Annotated in this window: 16 protein-coding genes; all 16 read right to left on the minus strand. The window is 38.0% G+C overall.

What is annotated here, in order from left to right:
- Positions 1–11 precede the first annotated feature (11 nt).
- Complete coding sequence (locus tag AC51AA_RS05390; RefSeq protein WP_500704707.1) at positions 12–1,274, minus strand: MutS-related protein; 1,263 nt, start codon at positions 1,272–1,274, stop codon at positions 12–14.
- A 349-nt stretch (positions 1,275–1,623) separates the two neighbouring features.
- Positions 1,624–3,255, minus strand: coding sequence for an alpha-L-fucosidase (locus AC51AA_RS05395; RefSeq protein WP_500704708.1), 1,632 nt, complete (start codon positions 3,253–3,255; stop codon positions 1,624–1,626).
- Between the two features lie 72 nt (positions 3,256–3,327).
- On the minus strand, positions 3,328–5,133 hold the full coding sequence (locus AC51AA_RS05400; protein WP_500704709.1) for an alpha-L-fucosidase: 1,806 nt from the start codon (positions 5,131–5,133) through the stop codon (positions 3,328–3,330).
- 226 nt (positions 5,134–5,359) lie between these two features.
- On the minus strand, positions 5,360–6,643 hold the full coding sequence (locus tag AC51AA_RS05405) for an MFS transporter (RefSeq protein ID WP_500704710.1): 1,284 nt from the start codon (positions 6,641–6,643) through the stop codon (positions 5,360–5,362).
- A 350-nt stretch (positions 6,644–6,993) separates the two neighbouring features.
- Complete coding sequence (locus tag AC51AA_RS05410) at positions 6,994–8,007, minus strand: PfkB family carbohydrate kinase (protein ID WP_500704711.1); 1,014 nt, start codon at positions 8,005–8,007, stop codon at positions 6,994–6,996.
- Between the two features lie 50 nt (positions 8,008–8,057).
- Positions 8,058–8,828: an SDR family NAD(P)-dependent oxidoreductase gene (locus tag AC51AA_RS05415; protein WP_500704712.1), complete on the minus strand. Its 771-nt coding sequence runs from the start codon at positions 8,826–8,828 to the stop codon at positions 8,058–8,060.
- A 21-nt stretch (positions 8,829–8,849) separates the two neighbouring features.
- Positions 8,850–9,980 (minus strand): BT3233 family polysaccharide utilization protein, encoded by a 1,131-nt coding sequence (locus AC51AA_RS05420; protein WP_500704713.1) that lies wholly within the window; start codon positions 9,978–9,980, stop codon positions 8,850–8,852.
- A 6-nt stretch (positions 9,981–9,986) separates the two neighbouring features.
- Positions 9,987–10,829, minus strand: a complete 843-nt coding sequence (gene kduI, locus AC51AA_RS05425) for a 5-dehydro-4-deoxy-D-glucuronate isomerase (RefSeq protein WP_500705613.1) — start codon at positions 10,827–10,829, stop codon at positions 9,987–9,989.
- A gap of 115 nt (positions 10,830–10,944) precedes the next feature.
- Complete coding sequence (locus tag AC51AA_RS05430) at positions 10,945–11,985, minus strand: LacI family DNA-binding transcriptional regulator (RefSeq protein WP_500704714.1); 1,041 nt, start codon at positions 11,983–11,985, stop codon at positions 10,945–10,947.
- A gap of 44 nt (positions 11,986–12,029) precedes the next feature.
- Positions 12,030–13,316, minus strand: a complete 1,287-nt coding sequence (locus tag AC51AA_RS05435) for a DUF2264 domain-containing protein (RefSeq protein WP_500704715.1) — start codon at positions 13,314–13,316, stop codon at positions 12,030–12,032.
- A 64-nt stretch (positions 13,317–13,380) separates the two neighbouring features.
- Positions 13,381–14,649 carry a DUF2264 domain-containing protein gene (locus AC51AA_RS05440; RefSeq protein ID WP_500704716.1) on the minus strand — a complete coding sequence of 423 codons (1,269 nt, stop codon included), beginning with the start codon at positions 14,647–14,649 and terminating at the stop codon, positions 13,381–13,383.
- An 11-nt stretch (positions 14,650–14,660) separates the two neighbouring features.
- Entirely contained in the window at positions 14,661–15,887 is a 1,227-nt protein-coding gene (locus AC51AA_RS05445; RefSeq protein ID WP_500704717.1) for a glucuronyl hydrolase, read from the minus strand.
- Positions 15,888–16,000: 113 nt separating this feature from the next.
- Entirely contained in the window at positions 16,001–18,001 is a 2,001-nt protein-coding gene (locus AC51AA_RS05450) for a heparinase II/III domain-containing protein (RefSeq protein ID WP_500704718.1), read from the minus strand.
- A 113-nt stretch (positions 18,002–18,114) separates the two neighbouring features.
- Positions 18,115–19,743, minus strand: a complete 1,629-nt coding sequence (locus tag AC51AA_RS05455) for a RagB/SusD family nutrient uptake outer membrane protein (RefSeq protein ID WP_500704719.1) — start codon at positions 19,741–19,743, stop codon at positions 18,115–18,117.
- 19 nt (positions 19,744–19,762) lie between these two features.
- Positions 19,763–22,936 (minus strand): SusC/RagA family TonB-linked outer membrane protein, encoded by a 3,174-nt coding sequence (locus AC51AA_RS05460; RefSeq protein ID WP_500704720.1) that lies wholly within the window; start codon positions 22,934–22,936, stop codon positions 19,763–19,765.
- Between the two features lie 472 nt (positions 22,937–23,408).
- Positions 23,409–25,397, minus strand: a complete 1,989-nt coding sequence (locus tag AC51AA_RS05465) for a hypothetical protein (RefSeq protein ID WP_500704721.1) — start codon at positions 25,395–25,397, stop codon at positions 23,409–23,411.
- Positions 25,398–25,472 lie beyond the last annotated feature (75 nt).

Below are 25,472 nucleotides of genomic sequence, written 5' to 3' on the forward strand. Positions count from 1 at the left end.
ATAGATTTATCTTACTTAATTTTTAATAGTTTATTCAAACCTACTTTCTCAAATAAAATCCTTCCGACTTTGATAGTAGACCAGCCCTCTTTTAATTGATAGGTAAATGTAGGGATGTCGTTTACCAATTCACAGTCTAAATAATAGGTTGAAACACTACTACTTGTCAAATCTTTTAATTCTTGAATGTGCGTTGAAATAAAAAAATAAGAATTAGGGAATACACTAAGCCCATTTATAGTGGTTTTGGCAATTTCCACAGCATCTTCAATATTGGTTCCACTAAAAAGCTCGTCAAAAACAGCAAAACATTTCTTCCCTTCAGCCGCTTTTTCAACTACCGCTTTAAGATTCATAATTTCTGTCATAAAATGACTGTATCCATTTAAAATATCATCACGCCTATTAATTCCTATTGAAAAATGAGTACAAAGAGGAATGACTCCTTTAGAGGCTGGAATTCCAAATCCAAGGTTTCCTAAATAAATGCATAAACTGACTGATTTGAGAAAGGTAGATTTTCCAGACATATTGGGACCATTCAATACGATGACATTACTGGAGGCCGAAAAACTATTTTTTACAGCATTTTTAACTAGTGGATGGTAGAAGTCAGTAAGCATTATACTATTTCCCTCAAAACTAGGAAAAACAAACTTTTTATCCATCATCGCCTTACTAATGGACAGGTACGATTCAAACAAAAATAAATCCTCCCAGAAAACATTAATTTTATCCTCGAGCTTTAGTTGCAAAATCTTAGCCTTTATCTCATTAATATGCTTATTTCTTAAGCGTTTCTCTCTAAGGATCATCTCATACTTTTTCAATTCAAAAAAAGAAAGAAAAGCTAAAATTCGATTTAAATCATGTCTATAAGGAACAGGAAATTCAATTAAATTAAGTCGGGAGAAATAATACGATTCCAACCTATGAAAAAACAATATTAATTGATTGATTTTATTATTCAAAAGAATATAATCTAATTGAGAGCCAGAAAATAGAGATTGCTTTCTTTCCCAAGATTCTGCTTTAAAAGTAGTGAGAAAAAAATGCACTTCATTAACATATAGAACGGTATAGGAATACTGTTCTAAAACCCTTCTACTAGAAGCAAAACCTTTAAGAATATTTTGTCTTTCAATGATTTGATCTTTGTCCGTTAACGGCGTCTCTAATAATCTGAGAATTTTATTTCTAGTGAAGTCATTTAGAGAATAATCAAAAATTGGTAATACTTCGGTTTTTATATTTAGGTCTTGAATATTCTTCATATTTAATATAGCAGGTTTTACTTTCTTACATGATTATTCTAATGCACAAGTTCAAACCCTATAACACCGAATTTAGTCCCATTAGCATAGTCATACAAACACCTAAATTAGCCAAAATACTTACAAAAACAATTCCTTTTTCGCTTTATAATGATAATCCTACTACGAGCAACATCCTAGTGTGGCACAACTTTTTATTTTAGGCATCCCATTGGTTTACTTGTAAATCCAAAATATTGACCAGATAAAATGAAAGAAGCCCCAAAAAGGAGCTTCATTTGAAATGAGTTTATTAGAATGTCTTTTTCTACTATTTCGCAACTGTATAGGTATTAATCAAAAGAAGCGCTTATAAGGCTCCTTTTACTTCAAAAACGGCAGCATACTTCGTAGGGCGATTAGCCGGAACTTTGAATATCAGTTTATCATCAGTTTGTGCAAAAGTTACTTTTTTACCATCAATCATCTTTATCGATTTGATTTTATTGGGTGCCTGCTTGGATTTCAAACCTAAGCTTGGAAGTGTTATTTCACCTTCAGTTGGATTCAGTACAAAAACATACAATACATCCCCTTTGGTAGTAAATCTAACTTCGTCATTTCCATAAGGCAAACTTTTAACCGTTCGCTGATTAAACTGCTCTGATTCGGCTTGTTTCTTCAAGGCCTCTAAATCGGCATTGGCTATATTGTTGGCACGCTTAAAAGCCGAATTCAAATTATCTCCGTATACTTTCCATGGTTTACTGGCATAAATGGCCGCACTGTTTTTATTCACCCAAGCGCCCACATCATCCAGAATTACCTTTTCATCAGCAGAAATACTACCATTAGGCAAAAGCTCCACATTAAGCAACAGATTACCATTTTTACTATTGACATCGGCCATCATTTCAATAATGGTTCTAGCGTTGTGAACCATTTCTCTATCCTTTTTGTAAAACCACCCACTACTAGTGGTGATAATTCCCTGCCAAGGTTTTGGATTAATGTCATTAGAAGTTCCACATTCAATATCTTTTACGATTGCTTCATCTTCTGCGATTTTACCTGCTGCAACGGTCATGATTTTTCCGTTTTTCTTTAAGCTGTTTTCGAATAAGGTACGGCAAACTTCTTTACCGGGATCTCCGTAAGGAAAGCCATAACCGTCAAACCAAATCATATCAACATCATATTTGGTCACCAATTCTTTGTGACGCAATACCCATGTTTTTTTCATATCAGCAATCCACTCAGGAGTTCTTTTTGCAGGAGGTAGTCCATACAAATCTGCAGGATCAAGTCCATCCCACCATAAACCTTTTCCATCTTCTTTGGTCAAATTTCCATCATAGGGAACACCTTTTAATGGTCCAGAACTATCGGATCCAAAAGCAGGCAGCCACCAATTTAAATAACGGTCATCATGTGAACTCACTGCAAAGGGCATATTGTTTTTTCGTGCTGATTTTCTAAAATCACCAACTATGTCTCGTTTAGGACCAATATTTACAGAATTCCATTTTTGATAAGTCGAATTGAAATTATCAAAGCGATCGTGATGAACAGCCAAAATCATAAAATACTTGGCGCCCAAATCCTTGAAATATTTCATCAAAGCATCGGTGTCTAATTTTTCAGCTTTCCAAGACTGAATAACCTCTTTATACCCCACCTTCGATGGATGTCCATATTGCTTAAGCTGATTGGGATACGCGTCTTTTCCAAAAGTTTGGCCACCTACATCCTGCATATACATATGACGAGCATACCAGCCTCCACCATTATCAGGCTGTGACTGTGCTCCCCAATGCAACCAAATTCCAAAACGCGCTTCGGTGTACCAGGCTGGAAATTCATAATTTTGTTTCAATTCTTCCCATGACTTTTCTTTCTGCTGAGCAAAAGAATTAATTGAGCATAAAATGACCAAACTCATATATAAACAGAACTTGGATTTATCCTTTATAGATTTAAAAAAAGAAGCTCTTTTTTTCATAAATATCTTTTTAAACATTGGTTGCTAAAATTTGCATTTCTTACTTAATATAGACACTAACATACTCAAAACCTAAAACACAGGTTCAACAATAACTCTTTTCAATTTGAAAAGCTCTTTTCCTTTCAAAGCCGGTTTTATACTGATGGTTTGTGTCCCTTTATCCTTAACGGTCAAAATCGTAATGGTTTGTTTGATTGTAGCCAATGGCTTCCAGACATCCCTTTCGCCCGATTTCAAGATGCTGAAATAGTTTTCCTTTCCATTCACGCTCAAAATCCCCTCTTGATTCTCATTGCTTTGATCTGCGGAATATTCTAAGGATAATTTATAATCACCCTCTTGTACAAAATCTACTTTAAATTGAATTTCATCGGCAGGTGTAGTCATGTTTTGAATACAAGGAGTCCATTTCCAGTCTCCAAAATAAAGTGAATACTGAACGGTCCCTATCACCGCTTTTCCATTTAGTTGCGCGGCACTGGGCAGCAATGAGAATTCATCAAATTGCCTATTTACCCATTCCTTAGCGGAATAATCTTCTTTCAATTCGCCTTTGTACTCCATCACAATAACGGCGTCTCGCACATCTGGCAGAGACCCAGTCAGCTGTAGATAAATCCCATCTGCTTTGGATTGAGCCACAACCGATTTGTTGTTTTCTAGCCAGTACGTTTTGTTGACTTTTATGCCTTTTATCGGAACAAAAATTTGCCCGTTAAAAGACGGTTTGAAAACATGTACATAAATTTTCCCTGGTTTAGTAGTGGTTACTCCCCAAACTTGAGGACGAATAGTCGAATAGGTTGAGCCATAAATACTTTCGCCGTTTTTCTTTAACCAATCCCCAGTTGCTTTGAAATAACGCTCTGATTTCTCAGGAATTTTACCGTTGGGCAAAGGACCTAAATTCAATAATAAGTTACCTCCCTTTGAGGCTACAGTAGCCAACAAATGAATAATTTCTTTTGGTGTTTTATAATTTTCATCAAAGAACGAATAGCCCCAAGAATCATTATGCGTCGCAATTGCTTCCCAAGGTTCCTTTACTACACCAGCAGGCACTTCACCATCACCAAAATCTTTGTAGTCACCCTGACCGTTGCCAACACGACTGCTTACTAAGCAATTGGGGTGCCACTCTTTAACCTTCTTTAAAAATTCTTTAGATTCCTCAGCAGTCATATCCCCAGGAGTGTCGAACCAAATCAGACCTACCTCCCCATAGTTGGTAAGCAACTCTTTGATTTGAGGGACTGCTTTTGAAGTGTAATATTGTTTATAATCCTTTTTATTCTTATCGAAATCCCAATCGTTCCCCCCGCCATTTGGCTCATGCCAATCTTGAAACTGAGAATAATAAAATCCCAATTTAATACCCGATTTTTTACAAGCGGCAGCCAATTCTCTTAAGGGATCTCTTTTAAAAGGGGTAGCATCGACCACATTAAAAGCCGAAGCCATTGATTTGTACATCGCAAATCCATCATGATGTTTGGCCGTGATTACGATGTATCTTACTCCCGCAGATTTCGCCAGTTCCACCCACTCATTAGCATCAAATTGGGTTGGATTGAAATCTAATGCGTATTTTTCGTATTCCGTTGCTGGAATTTTGGCTCGTAATTGAACCCATTCAGAGATGCCATAATAGCGTTTATCTTTGTATATACCAGCTTGTTCAGCAAACAATCCCCAATGAATAAACATCCCGAATTTTGCCTCCCTAAACCATTTTACCTTTTGCTCCTGAACCGTTTTCTCCTGTTGCTTTTGCATCGTTGGCGAAGCATCGACCATTAAATTCTCTTGTGCACTGGCAGTCAAAACACTAAGAATTCCAATAACACCACTGATACACCTTCTTTTTATTCCCATTATTTTTTATTTGATTCTAAGGCTTTGATTCCATTGCCATGGAAACAAAAGATTCTACAATCCGCGCCTAGACCTTAATGGGTAGTTAAATTGAAGATCAAATACCTAAGGCTAGAACAGCGCGTAAAAAATCAAAAATATCCTACCCTCTTATTAAAAGAAATAGAGCATTACACTATTTTAATGGAGTATCTGATTATTTTAAAAAGTCTAAACTTCTCTTGTATTAAATATCTTTGTTATTGATCTTATGGGTCAAAAAATGCATCACTAGCCACGCTAATAAATAAGCAGATCCACACATAATAAATATAATATTGTAACCCGCTGTGATATTACCCAAAAGCTTAAAATGATCTAAGATAATACCAATGGCCAATGGAAAAAGAATACCTCCTACGGAACCCGCCATACCCCCAATACCTACAACTGAACTAATGTCTTTTTTAGGGAAATAATCCGATACAGTGGTAAAAATATTAGCACTCCAAGCTTGATGCGCTGCCGCCGCCAAACTGATTAAACCCACAGCTACCCAAATGTTTTGGGTAAATTGTGCCAACATAATTGGCATCACACAAATGGCGATAATAAACATGCTGGTTTTACGTGCCTTTTGTACCTTCCAGCCTTTTTTAATTAAATGGGATGATAAATAACCTCCGCCTATACTGCCGATAGTGGTGGCCGTATACACGATAACTAAAGGTAAACTTGGCTTTTTTAAATCCAAATTAAAAGTTTCCGCAAAATAAGAAGGCAACCAAAAGAGGAAGAACCACCAAACAGGATCCGTTAGGAGTTTACCAAAAATAAAAGCCCAAGTCTGTCTTATTTTAAATAATGCAATCCATTTCACAGGGGCTTCTGTCTCTGAAACAATTTCATTATCACTATGAATATAATCAAATTCTTCCTTGGACAATCTTTTGTGTTTAACGGGGATTTCATAACATCTCCACCAAAAAAACAACCAAACAAAACCAAGAGCACCGGTAATCACGAAAGCCTCTTGCCAGCCGTAAACCCCTAGTATTGCAGGCACCATAATAGGCGCCACTACAGCTCCTACGTTAGCCCCTGAATTGAAGATTCCCGTGGCTAAGGCACGTTCTTTTTTGGGAAACCACTCAGCCACTGATTTCACTGCTGCAGGAAAGTTACCTGCTTCAGCTACACCTAAACCCACTCTAGCCAAACCAAAACCAAAAGTACTTTTGGCAAAAGCATGTGCTACTGCAGCCACACTCCAAAAGAAGACCGATACTCCGTAACCCACTTTTGTTCCTATTTTATCAATCCATCGCCCAAAGCCCAAAAGGCCTATGGCATAAGCTGCCGAGAAAGCCATCACAATATTACTGTAATCGGTCTCAGTCCAATTGAATTCTTTTTCTAAGGTTGGTTTTAACAAGCCTATTACTTGTCTGTCAATATAGTTAATTGTCGTTCCGAAGAACAATAAGGCCAAGATGCCATATCTGATTTTTTTTTCTGAAGTAAGATTCATTTCTGGGATTGTTACAAGATTGAATTAAAATTGTTGTCACTTTGATGAAACAGGAAAAATGGCTGTAAAGTAGCCCCTTCAATGAAATGATTTTACAACAGTGTAACTGCGTATTTCAACTAAAGTTATTCCAGCTCAAACTAAACTTTTATGTTTTATTCTTTGGCCTCTACTCCCTTTCCGCATAAATCGCCAAGCGGGTCTTTATCATCCTCTTATCTCCAGAAGCACTTTTAAATTAACTACTGTATTTTTACAGCGAATCGCATGCTAGCATACTCCAACTTCTGCTGGGATAAGCTTTAATTGCGTAGTACTAGACTACATTTCTTTAGCTTATGTCCTTTTCTTTAGTCCATTTGCCCTATCAATTGTTCAATTTCTGACACTTCAGAGGTCGTAGCGTCCCCCTTTATAAATAATTTCTCATAGGCTGCTCTGGCTGCAAACTCTACTAGTGGTTGCAAGTCTTTTTTATGAAGTATACCATAAATAAGTCCAGCCATAAAACAATCTCCTGTTCCTACTTTGTCGATTGTATTGGTTGCAAATAAAGTTTTGCTTTTACAAATTTCTCCTTCTTGGTAAACCGCTGCAAAATACTTCACCCCCTCAGGCTCGTTAAAACGAAAAGTATTGGCAACAGTATGGCAATTGGGATATTTTGCTATAATTTCTTTTGAGATTGCCTTGGCTTGTTTCATCAGATCAAGTTCTTGGCCTGATGTTATTAATTTCGCATCCATCGCTGTACCTAGCATTCTTTCTGCCGCCCATATATTCCCCATAATTACATGAGCATAACGTGCCAACTTCGGCATTACCACTATGGGTTCAACTCCATATTTCCAAAGTTTTTCTCTGTAGTTTAAATCCAACGAAATCGTAATTCCTTTCTTAGTAGCCACAAGTAAAGCTTCTTCACAAAGTGCCGCGATATTCGCATTTAAGGCAGGCGATATGGCCGTAAAATGAAACCAGGAAACGTCTTCAAAAACTTCATCCCAGTTGATACTTGAGGGTTCTAAGGCTGAAAATGAGGAATACTTCCGGTCGTAGATGACCCCAGCATTTTTAACATCGGCACCTTGATTCAAATAATACGAACCAATTCGTTCACCTGATTTGATGACTCTATGCGTATCAACGCCCTTTTGATGGTAATAAGCCAGTATGCTGTCTGTTAAGAAGTGATCTGGCATGGCTGTACAGTAGGCTACCGGAATATCCCATTTAGCCAAAGCTAAGGCCACATTACTCTCTGCTCCCCCTATATAAGCCCCCATTTCGGCTTGATACGGGAAGTCACTCCCCATGCTGTATCGCAAAAGGATCTCTCCAAAACAAAGTACTTTACTCATCATGTAAATCAACTATTTTTTACTTACTCATTTTTAGCTCTCCATAGAGCTGTTTATCTGCCCATCCATCCACCATCCACAGTCAATAAAGCCCCATGAACATAATCCGCTGCCTTGGAGGCCAGAAAAACAATCGGCCCTTTAAAATCCGCTGGTTCTCCCCAACGGTTGGCTGGAATTCGCTCCAAAATGGAACGACTTCTATTTTCATCTGCACGTAAGGCTGTGGTATTATCCGTTGAAATATACCCCGGTACGATGGCATTTACATTTACTCCCTTGGCTGCCCATTCGTTAGCAAAAGCTTTTGTTAATTGAGCCACAGCCCCTTTACTTGCCGCATAACCTGGTACGGTAATTCCTCCTTGAAAAGAAAGCAATGATGCCGTAAATATGATTTTACCCTCTTCTCTTTTTAGCATTTCCTTTCCGATTTCTCTGGTGAGAATAAAAGGTGCTGTTTGGTTTACTGCGATTACTTCGTCCCAATATTCATCAGGATGTTCTGCAATCGGCTTACGCAAAATAGTACCGGCATTATTTACCAATATATCAATTTGAGAATGGTCCTCTTTTACTTTTTTAATAAAAGTATGCAGCGCTTCACGATTAGAGAAATCACATTGGTAAGCATAAAATTTTCTACCTGTAGCCAGCACTTCTTGTTCGACTTCACTACCACTGAGTTCTAAATTAGCCGAAACTCCAATAATATCAGCACCCGCTTCCGCCAGTGCCAAGGCCATTGCTTTGCCAATTCCTCTTTTACAACCCGTTACCAAGGCTACTTTTCCGTTTAATTGAAACATATCTAGGGTTTTCATTTTAGTATTAATTGATGGTAATTATTGTATTTTGATCACCAAAGGTTCCTTAATTTGCTGCTGAAACTGCTCCAAATAAGTAAACCATTGTTTTGCATTGGTAATTTTTCCTGCCTTATCCCAAGCCGCTCCACTGTAGTACACTAAAGGCTCCTTGTTTTTAATCGTGGTTTTCGCCAATAGCTGTGCTTTAGTGACCAACATATTGCTTACGGGCGTCAATAAAATTGCCCCTACTCCTGTAGTCCCTTCTGGGTCAAATGTAGGTTCCCAATACCCCATAATACCTTGTTGCTCATTTAAAGACAAGACACCGCCTTTTGGTCTTTTGATAATCCCCACCACCACTGGTAAAGGTTGACTATCCTCAAACCCATACACATTCTCGATACGATTTAGTTGAGAACCCGCATCCAAAGAGATCGTTTTGGTCGCTTTCACTTGTATTCCTCCTGCGTCCCAAGTATCGTAGCTCAATTGAAATGTAGTGCGCAAAGGACCATTGTCCAACACTTTCCACTGACGATAATTGGCCGAATAACGAATACTGTCCTTTACATATGGTGCCATATTCCCTGCTCCCAATGAAAAACCAACATGATAGTAATCCATCCCATCTCCATGGTCTATATGATATTCATTTCGTTTGTATCTTTCGTTTAAAACAAGTCGGTCCGTTCGCTTGGTCCATACATCAAAACCATAAGCATCCTCTTTTGTATTTTCGAGGGCTTTACCATAGGCACGAAAAGCTATTTTATCGTTCTCCCAAGCAAAATCATCTTTGCGTTCGGGTACATAACGAGCATAGGTTTTACTCGCAAAAGCTGCCGGTTTTCCTTTTTGAATCAAAAGAGAAATGGTGGATTTTGCTTTAACATCTACCTGCAGCAATAAATTTTGAATAGCAGGAAGTCCGTGGTGTTCTAATTGAAACGGAATTTGTTTCTTGGTGATAGCATTAACCACCACAAAATTGGCCGTGTCTATTTGCGGATACTTTGATAGAACCGTTTCCCATTTTAGGGCTACTACGCTTTCATTGCGTTCCCAATTCAACTTATTTTCAATAGTAATAGTTGCTTTGGTTTGTGCCAATATTCCCAAGGGAAAGATAAAAGCACTACAAATAAAAAGTTTGATCAATTTCATAAGACGTTATTTTAAATCGTTAATAGCACAATGATCCATGTCACCATAGTCTAAATTCTCTCCTGCCATACCCCAAATAAAAGTATAATTCGAAGTACCTGCTCCTGAGTGTATCGACCAGTTAGGTGAGATCACCGCTTGTTCATTTTGCATCCAGATGTGTCTAGTTTCTTGTGGCTGTCCCATAAAGTGACAAACACTTTGATTTTCGGGCACTTCAAAGTAAAAGTAGGCTTCCATACGTCTGTCGTGGGTGTGCGCTGGCATCGTATTCCATACACTACCGGGTTTTAGTTCAGTCATCCCCATTTGTACCTGACAGCTTTGCACCACACTATTGACAATTAACTTGTTTATAATACGATGATTGGCCGTTTCCATTGATCCCAATTCGACAATCTCAGCATCGGCTTTAGTTACTTTTTTAGAAGGGTATTGGTGATGAGCAGGTGCAGAATTCAAATAGAATTTGGCTGGCAGACTTGCATCAACAGACTCGAAGAACACTTCTTTGATTCCTTTTCCTAGATACAAAGCTTCTTTGAAATCAATTTCAAATCGCTCACCATCAGCGGTAACCACTCCTTTTCCTCCTACATTAATTATCCCAATTTCTCTTCTTTCAAGAAAATAAGCCGCTTTTAAATCATCAGGATTCGGAAGTACCACTTTTTGGTTTACAGGCATAGCCCCTCCTATGATATAACGATCGAAATGAGACAAAGTCAAGTTGACCTCTTCGGCTTTAAAAACGGTTTCAATTAAAAAATTCTCACGTAAGCTTTCCGTATCCATTTGTTTTGCTTCTTTTGGACTTACGGCAAAACGGCTTTCAAAATTATAATTCATCATTATTTTTAATCTATGGTTAAAGGCCTATTTTTCAGCCTTTCTTTTGCTAAAAAATGCCAGTGTTTATCTTTTTTTCTCTCTTGTGATTTTAGTCTTAAAAAAACCAAAGAGTCTAGGTAGACATCCTACGTATCAATTGAACAGGTATAGTGGTGACATTATCATGCACACTCACCTCGACCTCGTTCATCTTATCCGTTAATTTTTTCATTAATTCTTCCACTACCTTGACTCCCACTACTGCCGGAAACTGCTCTACTGTAGTGATAGATGGTCTGATAATTTCCGTTCTAGAGTCATTCGAATAACCCACAATTTTTAAATCTTCAGGCACGGCAATATTGTGTTCACGAGCAAACTCCAAAACAGCTATCGCGCTAACATCATTCGAAGCAAAGACCGCATCTGGTTTGTTCTTGCCTTCAAACATTTTACCCATAGCTCTGCGCGCATTCTCATGCGTCAATTCATGGTAAAAAACAAGATCTTCATTCACTGGGATTTTGAATTGTTCCATCGCCTTTCTAAAGCCCTTTGAACGATCGATATACAGATTCGAAACCAAAGGCCCTGAGATATGCCCTAAATTTTTACAACCCAATTCTAGTAAATGTTGAGTCGCTAGATAGCCTCCTCTGAAATCATCTCCTTTGACAATTGTCGCCTTATAAGGTTTTGTGGGTACCCTATCGTAAAATACGAGCGGGATATTATTATTGACAAATACATCAAAATGACTAAAATCTTCTGTTTGCAAGGTGCAGGCCACAATCAAAGCGTCCACACGGGATGAAAACATGATATTTGCCAATTCTTTCTCTAATTGCAACGAATCATTAGACTGGCAAATAATCAGGTTATAGCCCAGTTTATATAATTCGTTTTGTATGGTGGTAATCACTTCCGCATGAAAAAACATGGATATTCGAGGGACCATAAGCCCTATGGTTTGCGTTTTGTTGCTGCGCAGACTTGAAGCCATAAGGTTACGTCGATAGCCTAATTTCTCGGCCATATCGAGTACTCTTTTCTTCGTCTCTGCCTTTACGTAAGTACCATTGTTTAATGCTCTTGAAATCGTTGCAGGAGAAAGTTGTAATGCTTCTGCGATATCAAGTATGGTATTGTCCTGCTGCTTTTTTTCTTTTGGCATGATATAGTGGGGGTAACTTATTTATTGTTTTTATTCCAGAATGATTAGTATTCTACTTTGTAATCCTTTTTAAAGGGCTGACTACTCCACGCTTTTTTAGCGGTCCAGTCAGCGGCAGGGCTTGTCCAGAAGCTATTATCTGCTGGGAGTCCTAATGGTAAAAAGGCTAAGGTAGCCATATATAAACTACCTGTGGAGGTATATTGATCGGCGATCATCGGCTGATGTCCACAGAAGCCTAAAACCAACCATCCCTTGTCGTCAAAATTATTACACGTATCATACATACGATGCATCACGGCACTTAAAGCGGTACGTACTTGTCCAGGCGCAATATGTTCTGGTAACTTTTCCATCAAGGCTGTTTGTGCCAAAGCTTGGAAAGCCGCCGTACGATAAGTGATAGAGCGTCCAAATGCAGGATAACTTCCTTCAGGACCAATCATACGTTCTGAAAATTCAGAATAACGCACCATTCTTTTTAAAGCAGTCTCATAGTCTCCTTTACTACTGCGGCCCTTATCGGCTAATACTTTAAGAAAGTCCACCATCATCGGATGGATGACATAACTATTATAATAATCCATACTAAAATTTGGACCATCGCTATACCAGCTGTCCCCTGCATACCACTCCACTAATTTCTTTTTAGCAAAATCAATACGAACGGGGTCCGCTTGCGCACCAACACTTAGCAAAAATGCTTCATTAATACCTTGAAACAATAACCAGTTATTATAGGCACCTGATCGGGTACGCAATTCTTTAAATTCAGTTATTATCCTTTCTTTGGTTAGTGCATCCAACGGCTCCCATAGGGCTTTTGGAGCACGAAGAAAAGCCTGTGCCATATAGGCTGCATCCACGATAGGCTGTTGTTCTGTTCGGAAATTTAAATAGTCTGGACTATTAGGATCCACCGCATGCGTTAATCCTTTGAGTAAATCTTCACGCAATTTTTTTCTCAGCACACCTTCTTTGGTAGTATCATCTGGAAGTGCTAACCAAGGAGCAATACCGGCCATCGTACGCCCTACTGCCTCAAGATAAGTTACTTTTTTCACCTGCAGATAATAATCCGGGCCTATCTCTAAAGGCATATTTTTTTTCAAAGTTTCTTCGGCCAAATTGTGCACTACAGGATAAGCCATTTTATACAATAGTTCAGACCAATATTCTCTGTCTTGTTTACCTGCTGTTGCACTGGAGATCTCAGCTTTGATTTTACTTTTACTTTTCTGCGCCAACACTGTGCTCAATGATAAAGATGCTGTCACCATTAAACCGGCAGCAATATAATGTTGGAATCTATTTTTTATACCATTTTTCATATGCTAATTCTGAGTAAGATTTTGTTTGTTTTATTTTTCCCGGGATTTCTCTTGATTCATTGTATCAATAGTCCACGGCATAATCCTTTTTAAAGGATTGACCTGCCCAAGCTTTTCGTTGCGTCCAATCGGTAAAAGGAGCAGACCAAAACTCATGACTGCTAGCCAGACCTAATGGCATAAATACTAAAGCGGTAATGTACATACTACCGGTGTTGGAATAATAATCCGCTATATCGGTTTGTTTATCCCCTACCAAGCCCAAAGTAAGCCAATCCCCTTTTGCAAAGGTGGAAGGTATAAACATATTCTTCATTACAGCCGTTAAAGCAGAGCGAACCTGAGCTGGTTTTATTTCTTCCGGTAAGGCATCATCTAAGGCCAGTTTTACCAAGGGCTGAAAAGCGCCAACACGATAAGTAGAAGAACGACCTACGGCCATAAAGGTTCCTTCAGGTGAAATATAGCGTTCTTGGAAAGAGGCATAACGCTGCATTCTTTTATAGGCCACATCATATTCTTTGCGATCTCTTCTCCCTTTTGCTACATTTACTTTCAATACTTCTACGAGCATATTGTGAATGACAAAACCATTATAGTGATCAAAATGAAATTTATCACCGTCACTGTACCAGCCATCCCCTACATACCATTTGTTTATTTTGTCAATGGCTGTATCAATTCTTGGAGCATCAATCTCTTCACCAATGCTTAATAAAAAACTCTCGATCGTAGCGGCAAATAATACCCAATTGTTATTGAATGGTTTTATCTGACGAATGGTCTTAAATTCATATACATAACGTTGTTTGGTTACCGCATCTAAGGGCTCCCATAATACAGCTGGCGCCATCAATAAGGCTTGCGCTATATAGGCCGCATCCACTAGTGGCTGTGCTGTTTTTGACGAACCCCAATACAAATAATCAGGACTCTTTGGATCTACAGCATGTGCCAAACTTTGTTGGGTTTGCAAAAGCAGTCTTTTTCGAACCTCTCCCTCTGGAGTATTCTCTTCGGGCAAGGCCAGAAAAGGAGCAATCCCTGGAATCAGCCGACCAAAAGCTTCCATATACGCCACTTGCTTATTTCGTCCGTCCCAAATCGGACTATATTCAACTGGCATATTTTTTCGCAATTCTCCCTTACTCATATTACTTAAAACAGGAGTGGCTATTTTATCCATAAGCTGTATCCAATACTGACGATCATTGGCTCTGGCCCCTAGGGTGTCATCGAAAATAGCCGTTGTATTAGCCACTACACTTTGTCCAGGAACAAAGCCTGTAAAAGCCAATAAGGAGGACCATTTGAGAAAGTTTCTTCTTTGCATGCTATTCTATTTTATAAATACCATTGTTTATATCTCAACAAAGCTTCCAAGAAGTAATAATCCGCATAAGTAAGCGGCACATCCACTTCTGATTTAAAAGGTAGCGCTCCCACACTATGCATCAAAAGAAAGCCTCCGTTTTCTCCTAGCTTAGCTCGATATTTATCCGAAGCCAAAGACTGAATCATTTTTTCAGCAGCAGCAACGTATTCTTTTTTCTCTGCTTTAGTAGCATACTGCCCCAATTCCAATAAAGCCGAAGCTACTAGTGCACCTGCAGAAGCATCACGTAAAGCAGCCGGTATATTTGGTGCGTTAAAATCCCAGTAAGGAATCTTGTCTGCAGGTAAATTAGGATGGTTCAGTATAAATTTGGCAATATGTTTGGCCTGATTCAAATAGTTTTTGTCTTTAGTAAAGCGATACATCATGGTAAAACCATACAATCCCCATCCTTGACCACGAGACCAAGCAGATGAATCTGCTGCACCCTGCCAAGTCACTTTACGCATAATTTTCCCAGTCGCCAAGTCATAATCCAATACATGATAAGAGCTATAATCGGGTCTAAAATGATTCTCTATTGTTGAGTTGGCATGCGCAACGGCAATCTCTTTAAACTTAGGATCAGCGCCATGATCCGTCGCCCAACTCAATAATTCCAAATTCATCATATTATCAATAATCACTGGACATTTAAAATTTTTACTACTGTCCCAGCTTTGGATTGATTTTATAGCAGGACGGTAACGGGTAGCCAATGAAGCTGCTGCAGTATCGATCGTAGCTTTATCTTCGGCTTTACCAAACAATCTGTAAGCATTACCAAAACTACAGTACATCATAAAACCAAGATCATGATTACCTGTATAATGTTTTTCTTTTTCTAAAATACCCAAGCGTTTTTCAGCTTCTTTTTTTATGTCCGCATCTTTAGTATATTCATAAATATACAAAAGCGTTCCAGGGAAAAATCCGCTACACCACCATTTGGTATCACTGGTCTGCACCTTGTTTGTTTTAGCATTGAATGTCATGGGCATCACATCCGCAGCCACATTTTTCCCCAATACTTTATATTGTTGCGCTGCAAAAGTGAATTGCTCATCAATTAACTGCGTCATTTTACTTTTAGTGGATGTCTGGTCCTTACTTTTTACTTGGGCAATGGTGTCATTGGACATCCAAAGACATAGGGATAGTATAAAAACAGCTTCTCTTTTAAATGGTAGTTTCATGCTTTTTTTTGGTTAAATTAAATTTGCGTTAATAGGGTGTTAATAGAATTTTAATTGTTCTAACAATATTATGAAAACGTTTTCATAAATCGTACATTTTTTTACATTTTTTTTTAGTTTTCGACGATTCTAAATTTATACGTATTTGCCACTGATTTTTTCTTATCCGTCAATACAATGCGATACAACTTATCTTGCTTCCAAGAACTTAGTAATCTCTTATCGCTAAGAGCCAAGGTTTCTATTTTTACGTCAAAAAGATTTTTAGGATAATAAAAATAGATGCTGCCCCCTACTTTTTCTTTGAGTTTTATCTCGCCCTCCTTCACCAGTACCGGCAGTTGTGCCGCTATAAAATGTTGCTTAGATTCGCCTTTGTATTGCGTTAATTCAAATCGATCTTCAATGATTAATTCAGGTTGAGCTGACCGCTTTAAAGTATAACTTCTGTTCCAAAATTGACAGGCCGACGCTTCCGGATAAGCCCCCATCAAATTCAAACTGAATAAGAGCTTGGATTTCGAGTTCTGAAAATAAACCTCAGAGGCTTTGAATTTTTTTCCATAAGCTTGAGAAAACCCATTAATAACGGGCAAATTATGGTAATCCGATTGCATGGTCCAAATATCATATCGATTAGGTCCAAATGTTTTAGCCGAATAGGTTTCAACTCCAATATCCGCTAAAAGTGGCGCTCCCTCCTCATAGAGTATAAAAGTACCCGTATCATTATGATTGTGACTCTCATCATTATACCCCCCTTTTGCAGCAAAGAAAAAACCTTTCGATGGATCTCTATCTGTTCGTCCGCCTACTAACTGAGTTCCCTCATACCAAAAGGACAATTCACTCGAGACAACAGCCTTAGTGGATTGAAGTAAAGGAAGAATAGCAATATTGTGTAAGGCATTATCCAAAGAACCTTTTGCAGGAGACTGATAAAAATCTTCTTTTTTAGCTAGAAAGGCTCCAAATTCTTTTAGAGAGGTATCATTTACATAACTTCCATAGCGAAAAACCACACCGGGATAGGTCTGTAATCTGACTGAGGAGTCTGCAAAATTGATATAATAGTCTTCATTAATGTGCGCATTTACAATATACTTCCCCATATTTTTAATAAGAGGAGTAGTTGCCAAAGATATGGCTCCTTTAGAATAGGTTTGAAGTAGTTCTAAATACTCCATCATCTTGGCGGCCGCATGACTCCAATAGGCTGGTCCTTCTTCGCAAGCTCCATCGTCTTTATAGTAATTTATAAATTTATCTACCGACTTCATACTCTTTACAATAACCTCTTTGCGTCGTACCGCCGTGAGTTGATCCCCCAATAATAAACTACTTAAAACGACATTGTAATTACACCACGGATTCCAATTGTTGACAAAACTTTCATTTTTAAAACCCATCCACCAAAAATCATCTCGATTCACATAAGGTTCAATAATACGACGGTTGATCTCATAGGGAATTCTTGCTTTTAAAAAAGGAGATGTTTTCTCAAAATCATCTTTGAAAAAGTAATAGGTCCAGGCCAAGGTACTAGCCGTTTCCCCAGCCCCGAGGTCAATTATCGGTTCGTTTATATTTGGAATTCCGGCCCCTCCTTTTTGAGAAGGCAAATGCGCTGATAGAACCCAGGTGGACTGCTCGCATATCGCCCAGCTTCCATTTATAATGGCATCCATAAATCTACCTTCTGCTTCGAGAACTTCAGCTAGAACCAATTTCTTTAAAGTTTCATTACCGGTAGACCAATACTTTTCCATTCCCATACGATCACCGTTTCGTTTGAAATCTAAGTAGGCCGTTACAGGAATACTAGGCCAATTATACGTCATCACCTCTTTGGCATCTGCCAGTATCTTTTTTTGTACCTCAAGTGGTAAAGCAAGTAATTTTTGCTGAAACTCCACTTTTTCAAAGGGCAAGTACAAGCTGGAGTCCAATGACTCTACAATATTTTTTTGAACCATTGCCCCAAGCAGGTCCCTTTTCTTTTGAGCCTGGGAAACTACTGAAGCAAGCACAAATAAGCCGATGATCGTTCGTTTAATGAAAACGACATTCTTGCCACTATTTGTTCTGAACAGGGGTGAAAATAAAATTGACATACTAGGACGTTTTTAATGATTAGTAAACTTTAGCATAACTTACAGAACAGTGATAAAAAAAATAAAAAAGCCGTTTAAATTTTTGGTTTAAACAGCTTTTAGTACCAGCTTAATTACCAGTTTGGATTCTGTTTCAAATTAGGATTTAAAGCCAATTCATTAACCGGAAATGGCCATAAATAATCTCTAGAAGGCTTGAAAGATCTAACACTAGCTTTTTGAGCGATAATATAATTATCCGGAGTTAACAATGGAATAACAGAGGTGCCAAATTCAGCAAAGAAATAACTTCCCAATACATCTTTTGGTAATTCTATTTCTGCGGTTTTCCATCTGATTAAATCCCAATAACGGAATCCTTCAAGAGCCAATTCTACTCTACGCTCTCTTCTAATTTCATTTCTCATATCTAAACCATTGGCATCTACAAAAGCATTGGTTAGCTTTGGCATGTTCACCGAAGCGCGCTGCCTTAGCAAATTAATCGATTGATTCAAATCAGCATCACTAATACTACCACTTAATTCATAAGTAGCTTCAGCGTAAATCAGCAATACTTCAGCATATCTTGTAATAGGCATATCCATATACGATCTTTGATTGGTCCAATCCGTAATATTAGCATAACATCTATTGGCATATCCTGTTTTTACAAAACTCAATGGAGCTATAGAAAACACAGGAATCGACCCGATATAAGCATCCTCTGTCTTAAAAAAGCGATCCCCCATTCTTGGGTCTCTGTTTTTGAAAACTTCAACACTTTTGGTAGGCGTTACGTACAGAGGAGACTTCGTTGTAGGCAAACCATCTGTCATCAAATACGAATCGGCTAATGCTCTTGTTGGATTTGCCGCACCTGTTTCTAATGTTCTCTGAACGGTATGATTCAATATCGATTCCGCGATACTTTTACCATATTGTCTCACTAGGATATTTTCTTTATTTGCAAAACCTTCTCCTTCATATTGCAACAATTGAAAGTAATTTTTAAAAAGGCTGTGCTCCCCTGAAAGCATAACCTTACTAGAAGCATCTTTAGCTATAGCCAAATGTTTGTTAGGATCTCCATATCCATGAAATTTAGAACGTGTCCCTTCAAATAATCCCACTTGCGCTTTTAGCGTCAAGGCAGCTGTTTTAGAGACGCGTCCATAATCTGCAGCCCCCAATTGAGTAAAGGTTCTTAATTTAAGAATAGCATCATCTAAATCAGCATAAATAGCATTAACAATTTCTTCTCTAGGAGCCTGAGCAGCCTGTAGTTCAGGCGAGCTTTCTGTTAGTGTTTTTAGTATTAACGGAACACCTCCATAACGTTGTAATAATTGATAATAGGCCCATGCTCTGAAATATTTAGCTTCACCAACATACCAATTAACACGTTCTGCTGAAACGCCAAGATCCAAAGTTTTAGAAGACTTTTCAATCATGTTATTGGCCGCTCTAATAGTAAAGTAATTGTCATTATAACTTGCCGCAGTTGCTCCTGGAATTCTTGAACCCTCACTAATTTCATTTGGTCCAGCACCATAGGCGTCATCTGACCAAACATCGTTGGTTACTGGTAAAGTTGGTAATCTGGTATAAAAATAGTTAGCAGCCAGTTTCAAATCATTCTCGCTTGACCAGAATGAAGGATCACTTAGACTTGTTTCTGGAACACGGTCCACTTCGCATGAGGTAGTAATAGTTGCCATCATAAATAATGCAGCAACGATGGTTATATTTTTAGGAATCATAATTCGTCGTTTAATAAAGTTAAAATGTTAAGTTCATTCCAAAAGAAATTGTTCCAAACATTGGGTAATCAGCGTAAATACCATTCTTTTGTTCTGGGTCAAAGGTTGTTTTGAAGATGCCGAATCTTGAAATAGTCGCAATATTCTCTCCAGAAAGATAGAATCTCACTCGAGTCAAAAATGTTTTCTCTAACACACTTTTTGACAAAGAATAGCCAATTTGGATATTTTTAAGTCTTGCATAAGCAGCATCTAACACCCATCTATCCGAAGTAATATAGTTGTGGTATCCATTTAAATAAGGTCTTGGAAAAGCAGCATTTTGATTTTCAGGAGTCCAATAATCAGCATGTAAAGCCATTGGCATAATCCATCCTTCAGCAAAAGGCGTAATCATTTCTGGGTTTGGCATAAAAGCTCTTTTACCTACCCCTTGAATTAGAAAACTTAAATCTAAATTTTTCCAACTAGCATTACCATTTACTCCAAATAAATAACGTTGTTGATCCTCCCCTAACTTAACCAAATCACCATGATCTGTTACAGTTCCCTTACCTGCATTAATCTTTCCATCTCCATTTTGATCTACATAGGCAATATCTCCGACTCCAGTAAGTGTAGAATAAACGGGGGTAGTAGCCAATTGTTCAGGAGTATTAATATAACCTGTTGCTGTTTTATATCCCCAAATAGTATTGATAGGAAATCCTTCAATTAATCTATTGGTTCCAATTCCAATTACACTCACTCCAGCATAATCAACCAGCTTGTTTTGATTGTCAGAAACATTGAACCCAATACCATAATGGAAATCACTTCCAATTTTATCTCTATAATTTACAGCTAACTCCCAACCCCACGATTTTAAAACCCCATTGTTAATCTTAGGTGTACCTACACCAAAAGTGGCTGGTAATCGCAAAGGCGTTAACATGTTTTTATTTTCTTTTGTATAATAATCAAAACTACCTGCCAACTTGTTTTGGAAAAAGCCGAAATCAATTCCATAGTTGTACGTTTCTACCGTTTCCCAAGAAAGATTAGAAGAAGGTACAGTACTTTGATAAAAATAAGCAGTTTTCGTTTCTGAACCTCCTAATACTAAATTAGAGTTTGAGGAAAGCATATTTAGGTAGTCATAATAACCGATCCCTTGTGCATTTCCCAATTGTCCCCAGGATACTCTTGGCTTAAGTTCCGAAATAAAAGGAACGTTTTTTGCTACCCATTCTTCTTTGGTGATGTTCCAACCTAATGAAGCTGAAGGGAATGTTTTCACACGTAGACCAGGTGCCAAACGAGAACTTTCATCTGCTCTTAGAGTGGCTTCCACTAAGTATTTACCCTTGTAGCTATAATTGAAACGTCCAAAAAACGATTGATTGGCATACGTACTAATCTGTTGACTATTTGTTCTAGTTGTTTCTTCTCCCAAATTCAGAGAAGGAACATCGTTACTTTTCAAATTAGTCGCTCCAGAGGTAACATTTGAAAATCGATAATCTTCCCATTGGTAACCACCTAAAAGGGTGAATTTATGATTTTGGGCTATGGTCAGATTGTAGTCCGTCAAAAATTGAAAGTTTTCAGTTCTCAAAGTCCCTGGATTATCGTCATTATTAGTTGAAACAACACCATTTATAATGTATGAGTTAGGGTTATTTAAGTAAAATACAGGCTTGGTTTTTCCCCATAATTCTACCGTTCTTCTGAACACTTCTGTTTGTGCCATTCTCAATTTCCTCCCATATATGGCGGTAAATTTCAACCCCTTAGCCAAATCTTTAACCGTCATTTTAAAGGTACCATCAATATCATCAACAGTACGTTTATTGAAACCACCTTCGGTTAAGTTAGCATAAGCGTTAATTCCTGAAGATCCCGCCAAACCGTTTAATTTTCCTTCAGGAGTAAATATTGGGAATCGAAGTCTTGTTTTATACAGTTGCGAGAGTAAACCTGGTCCATTCACATCTACTGAAGGTGAATCTGTGTCATGTTTAGCATATGATATATTGGAATCCAAATGAATATGTTTGGTTAAATCTGCTCCAATATTAGTACGTAAGTTAAAACGACTAAAATGATCTTCCCCCACTTTAAACATTCCCTCTTGATCCAAATACCCTAAAGAGAATAAATAATTTACTTTTTCCGTACCTCCACGTGCACTTAAATTATTGGTTTTTAACAACGAATTCTCTTTAACCATCTGTTTGGTAAAATCTTTCTGGTTGTAAAAAATATAACCATTTGGATCTGTAGGATTCGGAATATATTCAATACCCTTTTTAATATTATCTAAATCAGCCTGAGTGTATTCCGGCGCAACTCCTTTGTTTTTTCTCGCCTCATTAGACATGTTTGCTTCATCCAACAAAGACATTCTTTGAGGCAGATATAAGGGTTTTTGACCCGCCAACTGAGTCGTAAATTCAAATATAGTCCTTCCTTCTTTCCCTTTTTTAGTGGTCACCAAGATAACACCTCCAGCCGCTTGCGCTCCATAAATTGCTGCCGCAGCTCCATCTTTTAAAACACTAATGGTTTCTACATCTGATGGATTTATAGTTTGTAAATTAAACAATGGAGTAGCAATACCATCAATAAGCAATAACGGATTTACACTTCCATTGGCAGAAGTTGCCCCACGAATTTGAATACTTAGATTTTCACTACCTGGTTGTCCACTTGTTCTGGTAATGTTCATCCCCGGAACTGTTCCTTGTAGTGCAGTAGCCAAACTGGTAACAGGACGATTTTCAATAGACTTAGAAGTTACGGTAGAAACCGAACCCGTCAAGTTTTCTTTTTTCTGGGTTCCATATCCCACGACAACCACTTCATTAAGTTGAGACAAGCTCTCTTTTAATGTGGTGTTTACTTGAGTTTTGTTTGCCGCATCAATTTCTTTATTCTCAAAGCCCATATAAGTGAATATCAATACAGGCTTGGGCGCCGAAGTCTTCACCTGATATTTTCCGTCAAAATCCGTTACAGCTGAATTCTTTGTTCCTTTCACAAGGACTGTAACTCCTGGTATCCCCATTTTGTTGGCATCGGAGACCGTTCCGCTTATTGTTTTACTCTGAGCCTGTGCAAACACAGGAGCAAAGAACAATAGCATACCAACCACTATATATTTTAAAATATAAGTAAGGGATTGGTGGTTTAATTCTAAATCTTTTTTCATAAGCATGGTAATTTATAATTAAGGTTGGTTTTGTTTGTCTGACAATATTATAAAAACGTTTTCAGAAAAACAAACCTCAAAAATCAAAATACCTTAAATAAATCCCAACATAATGCGTTAATCCCTACTTTTACTAGCATTATTTTGACTAAATTATTTTTTTATTCCTAATTTTTTAACAATAGCACATCGCACACCAAGTTAAACAACCCTATTTTCGAACATTAACACTCGATTTACCGCTAGTTTTCACCCATATTTACATTGTTTTATCGGCATATTTTCATAAAAATGAAAACGTTTTTATTAAAATACTTCCAAAATAGATCACTTATTTTCAATCCTTTACTACTAAGCCTTTAAAAAAAAAGCCCTCCCTCAAAAAGAGGAAAGGCTGCTGGTCCAATATTTTTTTTTACTGATTAGGATAAGAAAACAACTAAAATGTATTTAATTATCCCTTAGATGCACACTACTTTGCTTGTAGACTAATGGTCAATTGATTCTTTGATATGATTTCATTTTGATTCCAGTTTCGTTTGGTGGCTATCGTATTTAAAACCAACAGATCAGTGAATCTAGAGTTCTCCATTTTTTTAGCTACTCTATACGATATGATCCCAGGAGCATCCAATTTAAAATCCATCACATCAACCGCTGCGGCCGCAGCCTTAGCAGCATAAGAAAAATCAGCACCCGACTTAACAGCAAAGAATTCTTGCCCTATTTTTAAATTTCTTTTTCCGGTTTCATAGACCCAATTTGGATTGTTTAAAACTCCAAAAGAAAGAGTTTCAATTCGGTTGGTACTACATTTTCTTAATGCGCTAAGCACTTCATTTATCGTCATACTCCCATCAGCTTTCGCTTCACAAGTGATCTCCGCTTGAACTAAATCGCCATGATGCACTACCATTTTGGCAAAAAAACCATTACTATTGGGTTTTACTTCCATACTTTTCAAAACAATAGGCACAATTGAATCATTCTCAACATATACGCGACCAATCCCATTTCGCTGATCTGGAGAAATAATATGATCTTTCGCAACGGGCATCATTTGAATCATTTGCACCAATCCCCAAGAAACAGTTTGAATCGCTTTATCATCTCTACGCATTATAATCTTTCCGTCAGTAAGGTAATTCACACCTGGTTGCGGGATGGTCTGACGTACTTCTTTTTTGGCAAAATGTAAAACCAACCAAGCCTGTGTCAACCAATAGCCCAAATGCGGCTGTGAAGAAGCAAAATAGTTTTCACCAGGAATATAGATAGCACCATCTGCATTACGCTGCTGCATTTTTTGAGCGGTTTCTATCGCATTGTGCAGGTGATAAAGGGCTTCTGTATCATTGAAACGCGCTACAGCAGTAGCATGAGACGGAATCCAGTCCGCATTACGGAAGATCGCCCAATCCTGACCGCTTGGATAACAATATCCTCCATCAGGCAAAAGAAAACGCTTTTGAAGGTTATAAATTTCGGGTAAATTAAACAGGGCCGAAGCAAATGGCTTGCGATTACTCATGAGATAATCCAAATCATTACCCGCATTTAGTGTCCAAGCCCCCATATAATCAGGATGAACAAAACCATGGTTTTCCAAACTAAAATCATCAAATATATTGGCTCCTGTAAATTGTTTTGCAACGGTTTCTCCGTCTACTATGGTTTGGTTATTTTCATCAGAAGCTCGCAGATAAGAAGACATCGACCATTTCTGCAAGGCTACTTCCCATTTCACGCGACGACTATCATTTGGCATTAGTACAATGGCGGCAGACAGTATCTGACTATTCCACGCGTTCTCTTCTGATTTACTATCAAAATTAACTTGATGCGGTGGAATGGTATGTGCTATACGATCAGCTTCATGAGCCACCACTCTTTGTGCTCCCTGTTGAATTTCTGCTGGCAGTTTTTTCCAAGTCCACCAAGCCGCATTTCCCAAAGCAGATGCCCAATGTGCAGACTGCCATGCATCTCCCCAAGATTTACCGTCACTGGTTTTAAGATCTCCAGTATTATGTGTACGGATCAAATACCTTAGCATCGGAATCAATTCTTCTTGAAGCAGTTTTTCACGGGAAGTTCCCACAACTTTTTCATCAAAATTACCAAAGCGCCAAACAAATGCAAGATCCGCTGCGAAGGTGGTGTTCGGTCGTATATAATGCTCCCAATTTTTACTCTCCGTAATGAGTTTCATTGACGGGTCATTATTCCAAGGTTTAAGTAAACCACGTAGATGATGGACCTGATTTTCTATTAGTAAATACAACTGCTCTTTTTCGGTTTGATACAGCTTGTTTTTGGGCAATTGACATTCTAATACCTCCTGTGTCTTCTTGGTTATTTCCGGCTTATTACTGGACACTTTCACAAGAGTCCCAGCGGCACTTTGAGCCTCTATTTTTAAACTCAACACCATCAACAGTGAAAGGAAAATTATTTTCATTTTTAATAAATTTTAATAGAAATAAAAAAATACTATAGTCGAAGAATCCCTTTTTTTAGTGTCTCCTCTTAAAAA

The sequence above is a fragment of the Flavobacterium sp. OHVDL-2026-0007 genome (assembly GCF_059882335.1).